Genomic DNA, 13,875 nt, shown 5'->3' on the forward strand with positions numbered 1-13,875 from the left:
TCTAATAGAGAATTTCAATTCTACTGAATTCTCACTTCAACCGTCAGCGCCCTGCTCTTTTTTGCACCCGGATGTGATCCACCAGAGCCGAAAAAGCCGCTGCCCAACAGACGCTGTTGGCCTGCCTGGTCGGATGGTTGATGCCGTTGCCGTCTGCCACCCCATTGTGAGTAGCCAAGTGATCGCCGCCGTAAAGTTCGAGATCACTCAATTGCGGCACTTCAACTGCGCTGTAGTCACCTGTATGCACGATAAAATCAGCAATGGTTCCAGCTCCGCCCATTATCGCCACCCCATGATTGCCGCGCCGCAGGTGGTGGTAGTCATGGACCGTCAGTTGCAGCACATGGTTGACATAAACCCTGTGCAACGCACCTTGCACATCAACCTGCAACACCACCTTCGAGCCGGATGCAAGGGCACCAATGGCCTTGAAGCCCAGGCGGGTCGCCCCCCAATAAAGAACCAGAGAGCCCGATGAGATTTGCGCGCTGTACTGATGTTCAGGCGCACCCATCGACCGATAATGCAGCGCACAAGTCGTGGAGAACCAGCTGGGGCAGCTGAACGTAGCCTTGATATTGACGTCCAGCGACTGCGTGTTACGCAGCGCCGAACCGCTACCCCTTATCAAGCCACCCCCGGCATCTGCCAGTGAAAGCGTGGAGTGCGCCTCAACATCCCAGCCGGCGGGATAGCCGACGAAGGTGTCATCACGCGTGTAGACCAGGTTTGCGACATCAATACCTGCGCGCAGCCGGTTGAACGCCCGGTTGATATCGACCAGGGTGAGGTTCAATTCCCGGGCCACGGCGCGCACGCCATCGGCTGCGATTTGAGCTTCTTCCTGATACCCCGCTGAAACAGCCGGCAGCGCGGTGGTGGCCAACCCTACAGACGGCACCTTGGGAAAATGGCGAATCAGGCTGAGCACATGCTTCAGCGCGGTCGTGTTCCCGAGGCTTGAGCCAGACAAATCGTTGGCGCCGTGCATGACCATCACAAAGTCGGGGGCAAAGTCCCTGAGATGCCCCATCCACGACTTGCCGACGACAGAGCCCCCCGGCCACTGGTCAGTCATCGGACTGCCATCAGGGCGATAAAAACCGGTAGCCAGGTCTTCCGGGTAGGGTTGCCCCACGTACGTCTCGGTTGCCAGTGCGCCAATGCCGCGGCCTGAAAGGCTGAAGTTACCCGCTACGAAGTGGATGCCAGGGTTCTGCTCGCGCAAGGCGCGCATGACCGTTGCGACAACCGAGTTGTCATAAAGACCGTCGCGGTCGCCCTCGACAATCGAATCGCCAGCAAAGGCAATGCGTACGGTGCCTTCGAAAATAGCGGCATTGAGCCGATCCAAATCGCCCAGGTTGGACGTTATCTGGAATTCGCTGGAGGCCCGTTTGAGTTCTTTGCCGCCGCGGCGAACAACCCTGCCTGCCCACTGCATCAGGGCCTTAACCAGCCGTGCACGCCAGGTAAAGGCCGAATTATCGCGCGCGCCGTGCGGCTCGACAGGGTTTGTGGTGTTAAAAGCCATGGTGTTCCCCGAGGCAAAAAAGCCCGCTCAGTGGCGGGCCTTGAAACGGTTGGTATTATGCGGCGACGGGTGGGAGTTGTCGTCGTCCGTATAGCAGCGGCAAATACCGCAAGAGGGTTTATCGGCGATCAGGCAGGGCACCTGCACAAAACAGGTTAGAATACGCGCCATCGCTGCACCAGAAACCGGCAATCACCTCAAACCCACGCAACACAAGCCCTACAGGTCACACCGTGGAAATCTTCAAAGAGTTTACCTTCGAGTCCGCCCACCGCCTGCCACACGTGCCGGAGGGCCACAAATGCGGGCGCCTGCACGGGCATTCGTTCAAGGTGGCGATCCACCTCAGCGGCGACCTGGATCCCCATACCGGCTGGATCCGCGATTTCTCGGAAATCAAGGCGATTTTCAAGCCGCTCTATGAACGCCTCGACCATAACTACCTCAATGACATTCCAGGCCTGGAAAACCCGACCAGCGAAGTGCTGGCCAAGTGGATCTGGACCGAACTTAAGCCCCTGTTGCCGGAGCTCAGCGCGATTCGCATCCATGAGACCTGTACCAGCGGTTGCATCTATCGCGGCGAGTAAGCGGTTGAGTGTTTAAAACCACCTGCGGGTGGTTTTTTTATGCCTGTCGCCTGCAAATGTAAAGCAAGCTTGACATTCAAAACCTACTCACCTAGTGTAAAGTAACCTTTACTCCTGGAGAGAGTCATGTCGACCAAACGCTTCCTGGTGGAATTTATCGTCATTCTGTTGGTGTACATTTGCTGCGTGGTGGTCTCCAGCTCATCTGTACGGTCGATGCCCGACGGCGCCGCGAAAATCGCCTTGGCATTGCTGCCGGTTATTCCGATGATCGCGATGGCGGTGTCGATCATCCGTCGGCTGAACAGCATGGATGAGTTAGGCCGCAAGATTCAGTTGGAAGCGCTCGCGGTGGCGTTTGTATGCACCGCCCTCACCACCTTCAGCTACGGTTTCCTGGAAACCGCCGGCCTGCCGCGCCTCTCGGCCTTCATGGTGTGGCCGATCATGGGCGGCGTCTGGTGTGTGGCCACGATCATTGGTACAAGGCGTTATCAATGAATAATCAACTGCGCCAGTTACGCGCAGAATTGGGTTGGTCCCAGGCTGACCTGGCGCAGCGCCTGGGCGTATCGCGCCAGACCATCAACGCCATCGAGACCGGCCGCTACGACCCGAGTTTGCCGCTGGCGTTCAAGATCGCCAAGGTGTTCGAACGGCCCATCGAGGCGATCTTCGAAGCGCCAGTGGACTGAGCCTTTACAACAGGAGCACGCTGAAATGATGCGCCCCGCCACCGCCAATGACAGTACCGCTATCGAGGCCATCGTCCAGGCTGCTTATGCACCCTACATTGAGCGCATCGGCCGAAAGCCGGGGCCTATGCTGGAGGACTACCCGCAGTTGATCGAAGGCGGGGGCGTGCACGTGCTGGACCACGCCGGGCAGGTTCAAGGCTTTGTTATCCTGAGGCACACCGAAACGGCATTGCTGTTGGATAACCTCGCCGTGGCACCACAAGCCCAGGGCCTTGGTTTCGGGCGACAGCTGATGGATTTTGCCGAACGGCAGGCCCTTGATGCCGGCTACAGTGCCATCCGCCTGTACACCAATGAGATGATGACCGAGAACCTTGCGCTGTACAGTCGCCGTGGCTATGTGCAAACCCATCGCACCGAGGAACACGGCCTGCGCCGCGTCTATATGATCAAACATCTATAGGAGCACCCCATGGAAAATCTCTGGCTGGCCCAGGCCAAACGCTTGCAGGCACTGGCGTCCACGGGGCTGCACTTTTGCACCGACGACTTTGAGCGTGAGCGCCTTGAGGAAATTGCCGAAATTGCCCACAGCATGCTCGCGCAACTGGCGGATGTGCCGCTTGCGCGCATCACCGGGCTGGTGCCGGATTTTGCCAAGCGCTATTCAACCCCAATGATTGACGTACGCGGCGCGGTGATCGAAGGCGACCGGATTCTGCTGGTGCGCGAATTGACCGACGGCTGCTGGGCGCTGCCCGGTGGCTATGCCGATATCGGCCTGTCGGCGGCGGAAAACATCGTCAAGGAGATCCGTGAGGAAGCCGGGCTGAGCGTCACGGCACGCGCGCTGTACAGCGTCACGCACAAGGCCAAGGGCTTGTATCGCCCGGATGTGCGGGACTTCTACAAGCTGTATTTCCTCTGCGAGCAGGTCGACCAACTGGCACCGGTGGCCGGGTTTGAAACCACTGAAGTGGGCTTTTTCACCCTCGACGACCTGCCGCCGCTGTCCCGTGGGCGCACCATCGAAAGCGATCTTGAAGCGGCGTTTGCGTTTCATCGTGGCGAGACCACCCAGACGCTGTTCGACTGATCCACTTTGTCTCACCGCTGCACTGCTTTCGTGCCTTCCTGGGCGCGCTCGACATAGTGCCTGGCGACAAATACGCCGCGCTGCCGGTTTGGCACGCGCAGTGCAACAGCACGGCGTCAGTCATCCAGGGAGCAAGGCCATGACGCAGCAAGAACCGGGCAACGATTACCCCCTCAGCGAAGTGCCGATGCATGCGCGCAAGGGCCTTGCGTCCACCGCCATGGTGTTGCTGGGCTTCACCTTCTTTACCGCGACCATGTTCGCCGGCGGCAAGCTGGGCGTGGCGTTCAGTTTTATCGACATGCTCGGCGTCGTGGCGTTGGGTAACCTGTTGCTGGGTATTTACGCCGCAGGCCTGGGCTACATCGCGTTCAAGAGCGGCTTGAATTCGGTCCTGATGGGGCGTTTCTGCTTTGGCGAGGTGGGCAGCAAACTCAGCGACTTGATCCTCGGCTTCACCCAGATCGGCTGGTACGCCTGGGGCACCGCCACCGCCGCCGTGGTGCTGGGCAAATATTTCGAATTGAGCCAAGGCACAGTGCTGGCACTGATGGTGTTGTTTGGCCTGCTGTTCTGCGCCACCGCGTATGTGGGCTATCGCGGGCTGGAGATTCTTTCCTACATCGCGGTGCCGGCCATGGGCGTCCTGCTGTTGCTGTCGATGTGGGTTGCCACCATCAAAGTCGGCGGTCTTGAGGGGCTTATGGCGGTGGTGCCGACGGCGGAACTGGACGTGTCCACCGCCATCACGCTGGTATTCGGCACCTTTGTCAGCGGCGCCACCCAGGCGACCAACTGGACGCGTTTTTCTCGTTCGGCCAAGGTCGCGGTGCTGGCCAGCCTGATCGGCTTTTTTATCGGCAATGGCTTGATGGTGTTGATCGGTGCCTATGGCGCCATCGTCTATCAGCAACCCGATGTGGTCGAGGTACTGCTGCTGCAAGGTTTCGCCATGGCGGCGATGGCCATGTTGCTGCTCAACATCTGGAGCACGCAGGACAACACCATCTACAACTTCGCCGTCGCCGGCTGCAATCTGCTGCGTACCCGGCGGCGCAAAACCGTGACCCTGGCCGGCGCGGTGATCGGTACATTGCTGGCACTGCTTGGCATGTACGACTTGCTGGTGCCTTATCTGATTCTGCTGGGCACCGTGATTCCGCCGATTGGCGGGGTCATCATGGCGGATTTCTTCTACCGCTATCGCGGCCAGTACCCGCGCCTGGCCGATGCACGCCTGCCGGCATTCAACTGGCCGGGGTTGGCGGCGTATGCCGTGGGCACCGTGCTGGCGTTTCACTCACCGTGGGTGGCGCCGTTGGTGGGGATTGTGGCTGCGTCTTTGACCTACATCGCACTCACTGCTGCACTGCGCATTCGGGCGCCGTTGGCCGACGTACAGGCATGAACCCGACTGTTGCCATGAGGATGGTAACCTTGTGGCTGATAACCCTGATGACCCGGCGGCTGCCTGCCTGATTGTCCAAAGCCAAGAGGAACTTGCCCATGCATATCATCAATGCCCGCCTGCGCAACCGTGAAGGCCTGCATGATCTGCACCTGGAACACGGCCGGATCGCCCGCATCACTGCGCAAACCGTGGCGCCGATATTAACAGCTGGCGATCTCGACGCCGCTGGCAACCTGGTCATACCGCCGTTCGTGGAGCCCCATATCCACCTGGATGCGACGCTGACTGCCGGCGAGCCGCGCTGGAACATGAGCGGTACCCTGTTCGAGGGCATCGAGTGCTGGGGCGAGCGCAAAGCTACCATCACCCAGGAAGACACCAAGGCCCGCGCCAAGAAAACCATCCAGGCCCTCGCCGCCCATGGCATCCAGCATGTGCGCACCCACGTTGATGTCACTGACCCCGACCTCACCGCGCTCAAAGCCATGTTAGAGGTGCGTGAAGAAAGCACGCACCTGATCGACCTGCAAATCGTCGCTTTCCCGCAGGAAGGCATCGAGTCTTACCGCAACGGCCGCGAGCTGATGCAAGAAGCCATTCGCCTGGGCGCTGATGTGGTCGGCGGTATTCCGCACTTTGAATACACCCGCGACCAAGGGGTTAGCTCGGTGAAGTTCCTGATGGACCTGGCCGAACGCACCGGCTGCCTGGTGGACGTGCACTGCGACGAAACCGATGACCCGCACTCGCGCTTTCTCGAAGTACTCGCCGAAGAAGCCCGCAGCCGCGGCATGGGCGAGCGCGTCACCGCCAGCCACACCACGGCGATGGGTTCGTATGACAATGCCTACTGCGCCAAACTGTTTCGCCTGCTGGGGCACTCGGGCATCAGCTTCGTTTCGTGCCCTACCGAAAGTATTCACCTGCAGGGCCGCTTCGACAGTTTCCCGAAACGCCGAGGCGTCACCCGCGTCAATGAACTGCTCGAGGCCGGCATGAATGTCTGCTTCGGCCAGGACTCCATCGTCGATCCTTGGTACCCGCTGGGCAACGGCAACATCCTGCGCGTGCTGGAAGCCGGTCTGCACATCTGCCACATGCTCGGCTACCGCAACCTGCAAAGCGCCCTGGACCTGGTCACCGACAACAGTGCCAAGGCCATGGCCCTGGGTGACCGGTACGGCCTGGAACCCGGCCGCCCAGCCAACCTGCTGGTGCTTTCGGCAGACAGTGACTACGAGGTGATCCGCAGCCAGGGCCTGCCGCTGTATTCGATCCGCAATGGCAAGGTACTGATGCAACGTAGACCGGCCCAGGTGGAGTTTTTGTAAGCAGCGGGGATAAGTAACTGGGTCAGACGATTGAGTCGATATCCAGTGACTGCACCCGCCCGGCGCCGTCCTGAAGTGGCGCAGGAATACTGGCGATTTGCGCCAACTTTTTCACAGTGGCGCAACCAGCGCTTCAAGCTGGGCTGCAAGCGAGTGGAGTCAGCGTGGCTGCCATACACGTCACGCACGTCCAGACGGCGCCAGCGTAATGACTCCAATCGGCGCCGGCTGCTGCGCAAGCGCTCGACTTCAGCGTTCAGCGCCTGGTTATGCGCATGCCCATAATCGCGTTGGTTGGGTGGGCGACGACGCTCGAGCTCGCGGTTCTTGTCGCGCAGTTGTTGCGTCATGGTGTCGAGCGCCAGGTCTATCAACTCGAACTCCCTGGCTGTGATCAAAGGGCCCTGGCTCTCCACGGTTTGCTGCCAACGACGCAGAGTGGCCCACGCGGCTGGAATGTAACTGGCGGTCATGAAGTGCTGGCTGGCCTGAAACAGTTGTTTCAACAGGTTGGCACGCTCGGGCATATCGCCATGCAGTTGCAGCACCCGGTTGCATCCGGCCTCGAGGATGGACTCACAACCGGGCGCCCATAACACCGAGGAGTGTGTGCCATCCGGCAGCTTGATGGGCATGAAGTGCTGTTGTTCGCCGTGATGCTGGTAAGGGTTACCGCCGACGCGCACGAGGCCGGCGGCGAACAGCAGGCCACCCGCCCCGGGCGCGGCAAAAAGTGTGATGGCGCCCGGCACCCAGAGTTTGGCGGTGGTATTCATCCACGTGGCAGGAACACTGGGAACCGGGTCGTTGTGGTTGACGATGCGGTGATGGATGAGGGCCGAGGCGCCGTCGGTAAACTCGGAATCTGCGGCGCGGGGAGCGCCGTAGGTGTAGAGGAGGATGTTGTAGTTACGATCAGGAACGCGGCGTAGCCCTTCAGCCAACAGCAATGCAATTGCACCGCCCAGACTGTGGCCGCAAATCACAATGCGCTGACCGCTGTGGAACTGATCAAGGTAGTACAGAACAAAATCGCGCATCGCTCGATAGGCCTGGTAAAAACCCTCATGGGCTTTGCCAACACCTTCGGTAAAGGGCACTTGGTGGGCATTCGCATCTCGCAAAGCATCGGCACCACTGGCGGTACCCCGTACAGCGATCAGAATCACTTCGTTGTGGTGACTGATAAACGCCTGGGTATCCGTACCGAAGGCCTCATCGTCAAAAAAGTGCAGGCTAGCGGGATGTTCCTGTTTATCTTCAAGCTCCGGACGATTTTGTGGATACAACTCAGGATCGAAAGGCAAAATCTCAAAACGCTGGGAGTATGGAACCTCTTCATACAAGGGGTAGAAGCGCTGAGCCTGTTCACGATCGACCTTCCAGGCTTCTTGAAACCCCGAGAGTTTTTCCGCGAACAGATTTCCTGCGCTGGGATCCAGGGGAAAACTGACGTATTCCACTGGCGGTTTTGGAGGTTGCTGGCCAAAATCGCAGTAACTCAATGTGGACATCAACGCCAATTGATACAGGTTCAACGCACAAAACTGATCGTTGGTCGATAACATCGGGCGCAGGGCTCGCAAAGGCCGTACTTCCAACACCGTGTGCAAGTTGGGGAACAGCACAACGCCTGACAATGCGGGCTGCGGCGGACCAAACCCCAGCTCGGCCATCATTTTCAACGCATGCCTTGGGGGCTGATAGGTTCTGGAGGCAAACGGCGGCAGGTGGGCAATATGTCGAACCAGATCGCGCACCTCAACCTGGTAAAACCGGTCTGCCTGGCGTTGTGCAGGGTTGCCCTCGATACGCTGGCCATCAGCCGCTGAAAATCGGGTGTGTTCGGCGCGGGCTTGAAGTTCGGTGATAGGTAACGGGTAAGTCTTGCGTTTTCTCAATTTCGAATACGGCTCCTCTTCGCCGGAATACTGCGCATCCAAAGTAAGAATGACAGGGCCGCAATAAAACCCTTCCAACTTGGCGTATCCCTCTCCATTCAACCTGCCGTTGTACAGACGCCCTGTAGTGTCCTGGATTGTGTAAACCAGCCCGCCATAAGCCTTGCCGCTGCCTGTTTCATCCACCAGGCAAACGCTTGCCCAATGCCCTTTCAACGGGCAAGCAGGCATCTTGCTACTGAAAAAAGATTGCTTCCATGCTTCCTGGCTCATGAATCAACTCCTTGTTAATTGCACGTTGGATAAACATCACAGATACGTCCATCCGGCATTTTTATCGGTTTAAAGTCCGTGGTGTTACTGCCACAGTATCCGGACAGGTCTTCAAAGCTTTTACCCCGACAGCGTTTCCATCCCCCCGGTACAGCTAGCCACGTGTCCTGAAAAGCGGGAGCCTCCTCGTCTGTAACGCTCAGCGTCAGCCTTACTTTTTTTCCTGGGAGCAGCTCTCTCTGTACTACACCACCCGCTAGCTTTTCTTCCCTTTGCCCCGCTGTGTTCAACGCTCTGCACTCCAACAGTTTCGTGATCGCATGCAAGGGACCCACCGTGCGAAAAAACCACATACATTGACCAGCGAATTCCTGGACACCCGAGTCCGGCATGCCAGCGACACGTTCAGACTCAATAGGATCGGCGAAAGAGATCCCTGCAGAATCACCGCCAACATCGCTATATCGCTCGCCCCACTTCGCATAGAGAGTGAACTGCACGCTACGCAACACCGAAGGGCACCCCTCAATGGTTTCAGTCAGCGGGAACTCATAGCTCACCCGCTCGGCCACGGGTTTGTAATCGGCAATAAAGATCTTGCGTTCAGGCCTTTTGCCTCGACGCTGCGGCAAGGTGCAGAGTTCATACCTGGCGGGACGATAGTTAGCGGCCCCGATAAATCGAAACTGCGCGGGTAAATCCACCTCCAGAGTAAAACGATCAGCCCGTGGTGCCACCGCACAACCCGAGAGCCATCCGACTCCAAGTGCGACCCACACGCTGCGCATCCACTTACTCATGTTTTTTCCCCAAACTGCGCCACTCCCGTAACACCCGCTCAAAATGCTCTCCAGGCGCCTCGCCCTCTATCGGCAGCCACCGAATCGCGCTGCCTTGCGTCGCCTCCTCCAACCGGCGCACTACCAGGAATTCGAGCTGTTGGGGGCTTCGCCATTGCCAGGCTCGGGCCCGCTCGATAACCTGCGCCAGCCAAATTCTGGGGTCCTGAAACTCGACCAGACCGGCGAGCTTTTCGCTGTGCTGAGTCAGTAGATAACGCAGGATATTGGCGTGCAGGATCACTTCGGCCTGAGGGTTGGGCGTATTCAGCCAGGGCGCAGGCACAGGCACCGGATACTCACCGGGCATTGGGTTTTCACTCTGGCACCAACGGCCTTCATGCCAATAGCACACACTGATCAGTGGGCCGAGCAACACGGGCCGATGTTCGCTCTGTAGATGGGTCAACGCACGCGCCAAGGTGCGGTTATCGTGAAAACGATACAGGGCCTGGCTTCCCGGGTGCCCTACCAACAGGCGTTCGCGCCAATGCCGAACCACCCCGGCCAGATCATCGTCGGGCAGGCTGCCCAACCAGCCCCAGTTCGCCTCGGGACGTTGCAGCAGGTCAACCAGCCCCGGCTCATCCGCCTGCTCCACCAGCACAATCACCGGGCCTGCGGCTGCCAACTCGAACAGGGCAGTCTCAGCGTACAGGCTGCAATACTGCGACAGCTGACGCACAGACAACAGCCGCTGACGTGCATCCTGATGCCCCTCAAGGATCAAGCACACTCGGCGCCCCGCTCGGTGCTGTTGGGCCATCCACTGGCCTGGTTCACTCGGCATCAGGCTGCCCTCCGCGTAAGGGCGCACTGGCCTTCACGGCATGCCTCGCATACCGGACAGAAGTCCGCGCCCAACTGCCGGGCCTCGTCCATAAGCGTGCCTTGCGCCGTCGAGAGGCTCGGCACGTCCACTGCCGACAAAGGGCTCGCTGAGGGCGTAACGGGCGGCAAGCCGCCAACGGTGACAGGCCGGCTGCTGAAAATGCCGCCCGCCTGGATAACCAGGTGTTCCCCACCGGCCTTGAGGCTCAATTGTGCGCCCGCATCGATGACCAGGTTGGCGCCGGCCTTGAGGACGATCTGCTGCCCGGCCTGGATAACCATCGACTGACCGATATGTGTCTGGCTGTCACCCTGCACATCCAAGCGGTCATTCGTGCCCAGCAGGACGGTACGGTCTGCGCTGATGTGCCGTTGCTCGCCGCCTTCCAAGTGAACCGTGCTTGACCCGCGAATGATTTCGCGCCGCTCTCCCGCCACCTCCAGGCGGCTGTCATGGCCGACCCACTGTTCCAGATCCCGTTGGGCGCGCAGGTAGATGAGTTCCTCACCATGACGGTCCTCAAGGTGCAGCTCGTTGGCACCCGCGCCGCCCGGCACACTGCGGCTTCGCAGCACACTGCGTGTCTTGTGTTGCGGCAAGGGGTAAGCCGGCCTGTGCAGCGCATTGGGCAGGCAGCCGTTGATCAACGGCCGGTCCGGGTCACCTTCCAGGAAAGTCACCAGCACCTCCATGCCCACCCGTGGAATCAACATGGCGCCAAAGCCATCGCCCGCCCAACCGGAAGCTACCCGTACCCAATAACTGCTTTTGTCATCGGTGGGATCCCGGCGGTCCCAATGAAAACGTACCTTCACTCGGCCATAGGCGTCGCAGTGCACTTCTTCGCCTGGGGGCCCCGTCACGGTGGCGGTCTGGCTGCCATTGAGGGTCGGTTTCGGGTGTTTGAGAGGCGGTCGATGCAAGACGCGCCAAGGCGTTGCGGTAAACCGGTTGCGATAGCCGTGGAATGTGCCAACCACGGGTGCCGCTTCCTCCAGCACCTGCGGCTGATAGCCCTCGTGATGCACTGACGTGAGTAACCAAAGGTCGTTGCAGGCCGGATCCGGGTGATCACACAACTCAAGAAAATGGCCGCTGGCCAGCGCCGGTTGATCACTTTTGCCCACGGCACGATGGCGGTCGCGCTGATGCCGCTCCAGGGCTCGGCGCGCCAGCTGCCGACCTCGCACATGGTCACCGAAACCACCCGGGTAATGGTAATCCTCAAGGAACTGCGTCGATGCAGGCCCGGCTTTATCTTCCAGGCGCAGCGACGGATGCTGGAAGTCATGATCACGGCGCACCGTCAGCTGTGTACGGGTCTCCAGGCGCACGTCGAACTGCCGGATAACACCCCTGTTGGCGGCCAGTTCCTGCGTCGGGCAAAAGTGTTGTGCGCCCAGGCGGCGAAACACCGTCTGGTCATCGCCAAATACCAACAGGTGATTATTCGGGTTATGGCGAAAGTGGTAATGAATGCCCTCCTCTTCGCACAACCGCTGGATAAAGTGCAGGTCGGTTTCTACGTACTGCACGCAGAAGGGCCGGGGTGGATAGACCACGGGGCCAAGCTCGAAGGCATAAGCGTCCGCCAGGATGCCGTGGTGTTCAAGAACCGTCGCGATAATCTGCGGGACGCTGCGTTGCTGGAAAACCCGCTGGTTGCGCCGATGGGCAAGGCACGCCAGGCGCGGTGCCAGGGTGAGGCGATAGCGAGTGAGTCGAATGCCCGGATCATCCCGACCGATGGCGTACACCTGCCCATGCAGCCCCGCATCGGCTTCGCCGAAGTCCAAGTAGGCCGGCTGGTGAAGCAGCGCCTCCAGATCCAGAGAAGGATTTTCGCTGACTAACTGCACGGTAATGAAATACGGCTGATCAAGGACTTCGCGGCCTTTAAAAGCGAGTACCTGAAAGTCATTGGCTATTTGTGAAAGTATCAACTTGAAACGTGGCGCGGCAGATATTGCAACCATCCCTAAGTTACCCGTCATCAATTATTTGACTGAAAGGCTTCCCCCCATCGGGCGTTGATTGAACTGCTGGGAAAAAGCGCCTGAACCCAATAGATATTAGCGATTTCAGGCGAAAGTTGACCCTTTGAAAATAAAAAAGACGTTTCGCACACCGTGGTAGGACGTGTCTTTTACAAAATAATAAATTCGTGCAATTAAACAATATTCAACAACAAGAAACTTCCCACGCAAACTTCACCTATATAACTAACCAACAAAGAAACAGCTGACACGCATTCAAGATATCAGCCACTTCCACGCATTCAGGCTTGCACGCATGCAGTACCGAACAGACTGACGCTCAGCAGAGTTTCGGCCTGGCACTGTAAACGCACCGGCACAGTGCCACCCGGCATGACCACGGCCACCTCTCCGGACTCAACCCAACCCGCCCGCCATGCCGCGCAGGCCACTGCACTGGCGCTGGTACCCGAGGACGCAGTAGGCCCTTCTCCCCGCTCAAACACCCGCGCGAGAACCCGATTGCCCGAAGAGTGTGCGGCCCATTGCAGATTGATACCCGCCAAACAAGGTTGGCCGCGCCCGCCCGGCGGTGCAAAAGCAATCGCCTGTAACAGCTCAAACAGTGCGGGTTGGTGCAGCGACTGATTGTCCGGCAAGGCCTGGACATGCTCGACGAGCGTCACACAATGCGGATTGCCCACACGCACAAACTGGCTGACACCCCATTGCGGGTCGATCGCCGCCAGTGCGGCCACATGGCTGAACTCACACTGCCCCAGTGTTACCGCGCCAATACCGCTGGCGGCCACCGCTGCCGGCCCGAACTCCGGTCGCCCCAAGGCCAGCCAGAAGCCAGCAACCTGTTCAAAGGTTGCCGGCTGCGAATAGGTCGCCACCGGAGAGGCTGCATCGTGCTTATCGTGATGCACGTGCAACTCACACCCCTGGGTCATCAAACCTTGATCCGTCAGCGCCTGGGAAAAAATCGTCAAGCCGTTACCACTGCGCTCGGCGAGCGTGCCATCGGTATTGACGATCAACACGTCAAACGGCGGCGCAGCCTGGAACGGCCCCACCAGCAAACCATCACAGCGGTGTGCCTTGGCATTGCCCGCACGCGGTAACGTGCCCCATTCACATTCCGACGCGATCGCCAAGGCGGCCCACTCTGTTCGAGTGCCGGCAGCCAGGTCGGCACACTCAGGCACCGCAACGCCCCGGCTGCGTAAATAGCCGGGGCTGACCACACCGTAAATATTGCCCCGTGCGTCATAGAACACCGTCATAGCGACACCTTCCAAAGAATTATCATCGGCGTATTTGGCCGATTGCCTGCACACTTGGCAGCAGCGTATTACAGAAGGCAGCGCAGTAGGAGGTGGCCTGGA

The 13,875-nt window shown here is 59.3% G+C and carries 12 protein-coding genes and 1 pseudogene; 7 read left to right on the top strand and 6 right to left on the bottom strand.

The genetic code is table 11. The features are described 5' to 3' along the window. Window positions 1-43: 43 nt before the first annotated feature. Window positions 44-1,537, bottom strand: coding sequence for an SGNH/GDSL hydrolase family protein (locus FFI16_RS16030; RefSeq protein ID WP_138815473.1), 1,494 nt, complete (start codon window positions 1,535-1,537; stop codon window positions 44-46). A 233-nt stretch (window positions 1,538-1,770) separates the two neighbouring features. Here FFI16_RS16030 and queD point away from each other — a divergent pair, with 233 nt between their 5' ends. The 7 genes from queD to codA all read left to right on the top strand — a co-directional run bounded on the left by queD (window position 1,771) and on the right by codA (window position 6,663). Beyond that, window positions 1,771-2,127 (top strand): 6-carboxytetrahydropterin synthase QueD, encoded by a 357-nt coding sequence (gene queD / locus FFI16_RS16035; protein WP_003237990.1) that lies wholly within the window; start codon window positions 1,771-1,773, stop codon window positions 2,125-2,127. Window positions 2,128-2,253: 126 nt separating this feature from the next. Beyond that, window positions 2,254-2,628, top strand: coding sequence for a hypothetical protein (locus FFI16_RS16040; RefSeq protein WP_138815472.1), 375 nt, complete (start codon window positions 2,254-2,256; stop codon window positions 2,626-2,628). Then, complete coding sequence (locus FFI16_RS16045; RefSeq protein WP_017135296.1) at window positions 2,625-2,822, top strand: helix-turn-helix transcriptional regulator; 198 nt, start codon at window positions 2,625-2,627, stop codon at window positions 2,820-2,822. The genes FFI16_RS16040 and FFI16_RS16045 overlap by 4 nt, the downstream gene beginning before the upstream one ends. A 25-nt stretch (window positions 2,823-2,847) precedes the next feature. Continuing rightward, a complete protein-coding gene (locus FFI16_RS16050; RefSeq protein ID WP_138815471.1) occupies window positions 2,848-3,288 on the top strand; it encodes a GNAT family N-acetyltransferase in 441 nt (146 codons plus the stop codon). Between the two features lie 9 nt (window positions 3,289-3,297). Continuing rightward, entirely contained in the window at window positions 3,298-3,921 is a 624-nt protein-coding gene (locus FFI16_RS16055; protein ID WP_138815470.1) for an NUDIX hydrolase, read from the top strand. Between the two features lie 139 nt (window positions 3,922-4,060). Further along, window positions 4,061-5,329, top strand: coding sequence for a cytosine permease (gene codB / locus FFI16_RS16060; protein ID WP_138815469.1), 1,269 nt, complete (start codon window positions 4,061-4,063; stop codon window positions 5,327-5,329). A gap of 98 nt (window positions 5,330-5,427) precedes the next feature. Then, complete coding sequence (gene codA / locus FFI16_RS16065) at window positions 5,428-6,663, top strand: cytosine deaminase (protein ID WP_138815468.1); 1,236 nt, start codon at window positions 5,428-5,430, stop codon at window positions 6,661-6,663. A 22-nt stretch (window positions 6,664-6,685) separates the two neighbouring features. Here the strand turns inward: codA and FFI16_RS16070 are convergent. The 5 genes and pseudogenes from FFI16_RS16070 to FFI16_RS16090 form a co-directional block, all read right to left on the bottom strand. After that, window positions 6,686-8,837, bottom strand: a pseudogene (locus FFI16_RS16070) (lipase family protein). Between the two features lie 14 nt (window positions 8,838-8,851). Further along, window positions 8,852-9,637, bottom strand: a complete 786-nt coding sequence (locus FFI16_RS16075) for a hypothetical protein (RefSeq protein WP_138815467.1) — start codon at window positions 9,635-9,637, stop codon at window positions 8,852-8,854. After that, on the bottom strand, window positions 9,630-10,466 hold the full coding sequence (locus FFI16_RS16080) for a DUF4123 domain-containing protein (RefSeq protein WP_138815466.1): 837 nt from the start codon (window positions 10,464-10,466) through the stop codon (window positions 9,630-9,632). Before FFI16_RS16080 ends, FFI16_RS16075 begins: the two co-directional genes overlap by 8 nt. Further along, window positions 10,466-12,484, bottom strand: a complete 2,019-nt coding sequence (gene tssI / locus FFI16_RS16085) for a type VI secretion system tip protein TssI/VgrG (protein WP_138815465.1) — start codon at window positions 12,482-12,484, stop codon at window positions 10,466-10,468. The genes FFI16_RS16080 and tssI overlap by 1 nt, the downstream gene beginning before the upstream one ends. A 302-nt stretch (window positions 12,485-12,786) precedes the next feature. Beyond that, complete coding sequence (locus tag FFI16_RS16090; protein ID WP_138815464.1) at window positions 12,787-13,773, bottom strand: diaminopimelate epimerase; 987 nt, start codon at window positions 13,771-13,773, stop codon at window positions 12,787-12,789. Window positions 13,774-13,875 lie beyond the last annotated feature (102 nt).

The organism is Pseudomonas sp. KBS0710 (assembly GCF_005938045.2).
In the GTDB taxonomy this organism is placed as follows: domain Bacteria; phylum Pseudomonadota; class Gammaproteobacteria; order Pseudomonadales; family Pseudomonadaceae; genus Aquipseudomonas.

Excerpts from the sequence above, each read along its gene's own strand:
- FFI16_RS16030 (WP_138815473.1), bottom strand. The coding sequence starts at position 1,537 with ATGGCTTTTAACACCACAAACCCTGTCGAGCCGCACGGCGCGCGCGAT.
- FFI16_RS16040 (WP_138815472.1), top strand. The coding sequence starts at position 2,254 with ATGTCGACCAAACGCTTCCTGGTGGAATTTATCGTCATTCTGTTGGTG.
- FFI16_RS16045 (WP_017135296.1), top strand. The coding sequence starts at position 2,625 with ATGAATAATCAACTGCGCCAGTTACGCGCAGAATTGGGTTGGTCCCAG.
- FFI16_RS16050 (WP_138815471.1), top strand. The coding sequence starts at position 2,848 with ATGATGCGCCCCGCCACCGCCAATGACAGTACCGCTATCGAGGCCATC.
- FFI16_RS16055 (WP_138815470.1), top strand. The coding sequence starts at position 3,298 with ATGGAAAATCTCTGGCTGGCCCAGGCCAAACGCTTGCAGGCACTGGCG.
- codB (WP_138815469.1), top strand. The coding sequence starts at position 4,061 with ATGACGCAGCAAGAACCGGGCAACGATTACCCCCTCAGCGAAGTGCCG.
- codA (WP_138815468.1), top strand. The coding sequence starts at position 5,428 with ATGCATATCATCAATGCCCGCCTGCGCAACCGTGAAGGCCTGCATGAT.
- FFI16_RS16075 (WP_138815467.1), bottom strand. The coding sequence starts at position 9,637 with ATGAGTAAGTGGATGCGCAGCGTGTGGGTCGCACTTGGAGTCGGATGG.
- FFI16_RS16080 (WP_138815466.1), bottom strand. The coding sequence starts at position 10,466 with ATGCCGAGTGAACCAGGCCAGTGGATGGCCCAACAGCACCGAGCGGGG.
- tssI (WP_138815465.1), bottom strand. The coding sequence starts at position 12,484 with ATGGTTGCAATATCTGCCGCGCCACGTTTCAAGTTGATACTTTCACAA.
- FFI16_RS16090 (WP_138815464.1), bottom strand. The coding sequence starts at position 13,773 with ATGACGGTGTTCTATGACGCACGGGGCAATATTTACGGTGTGGTCAGC.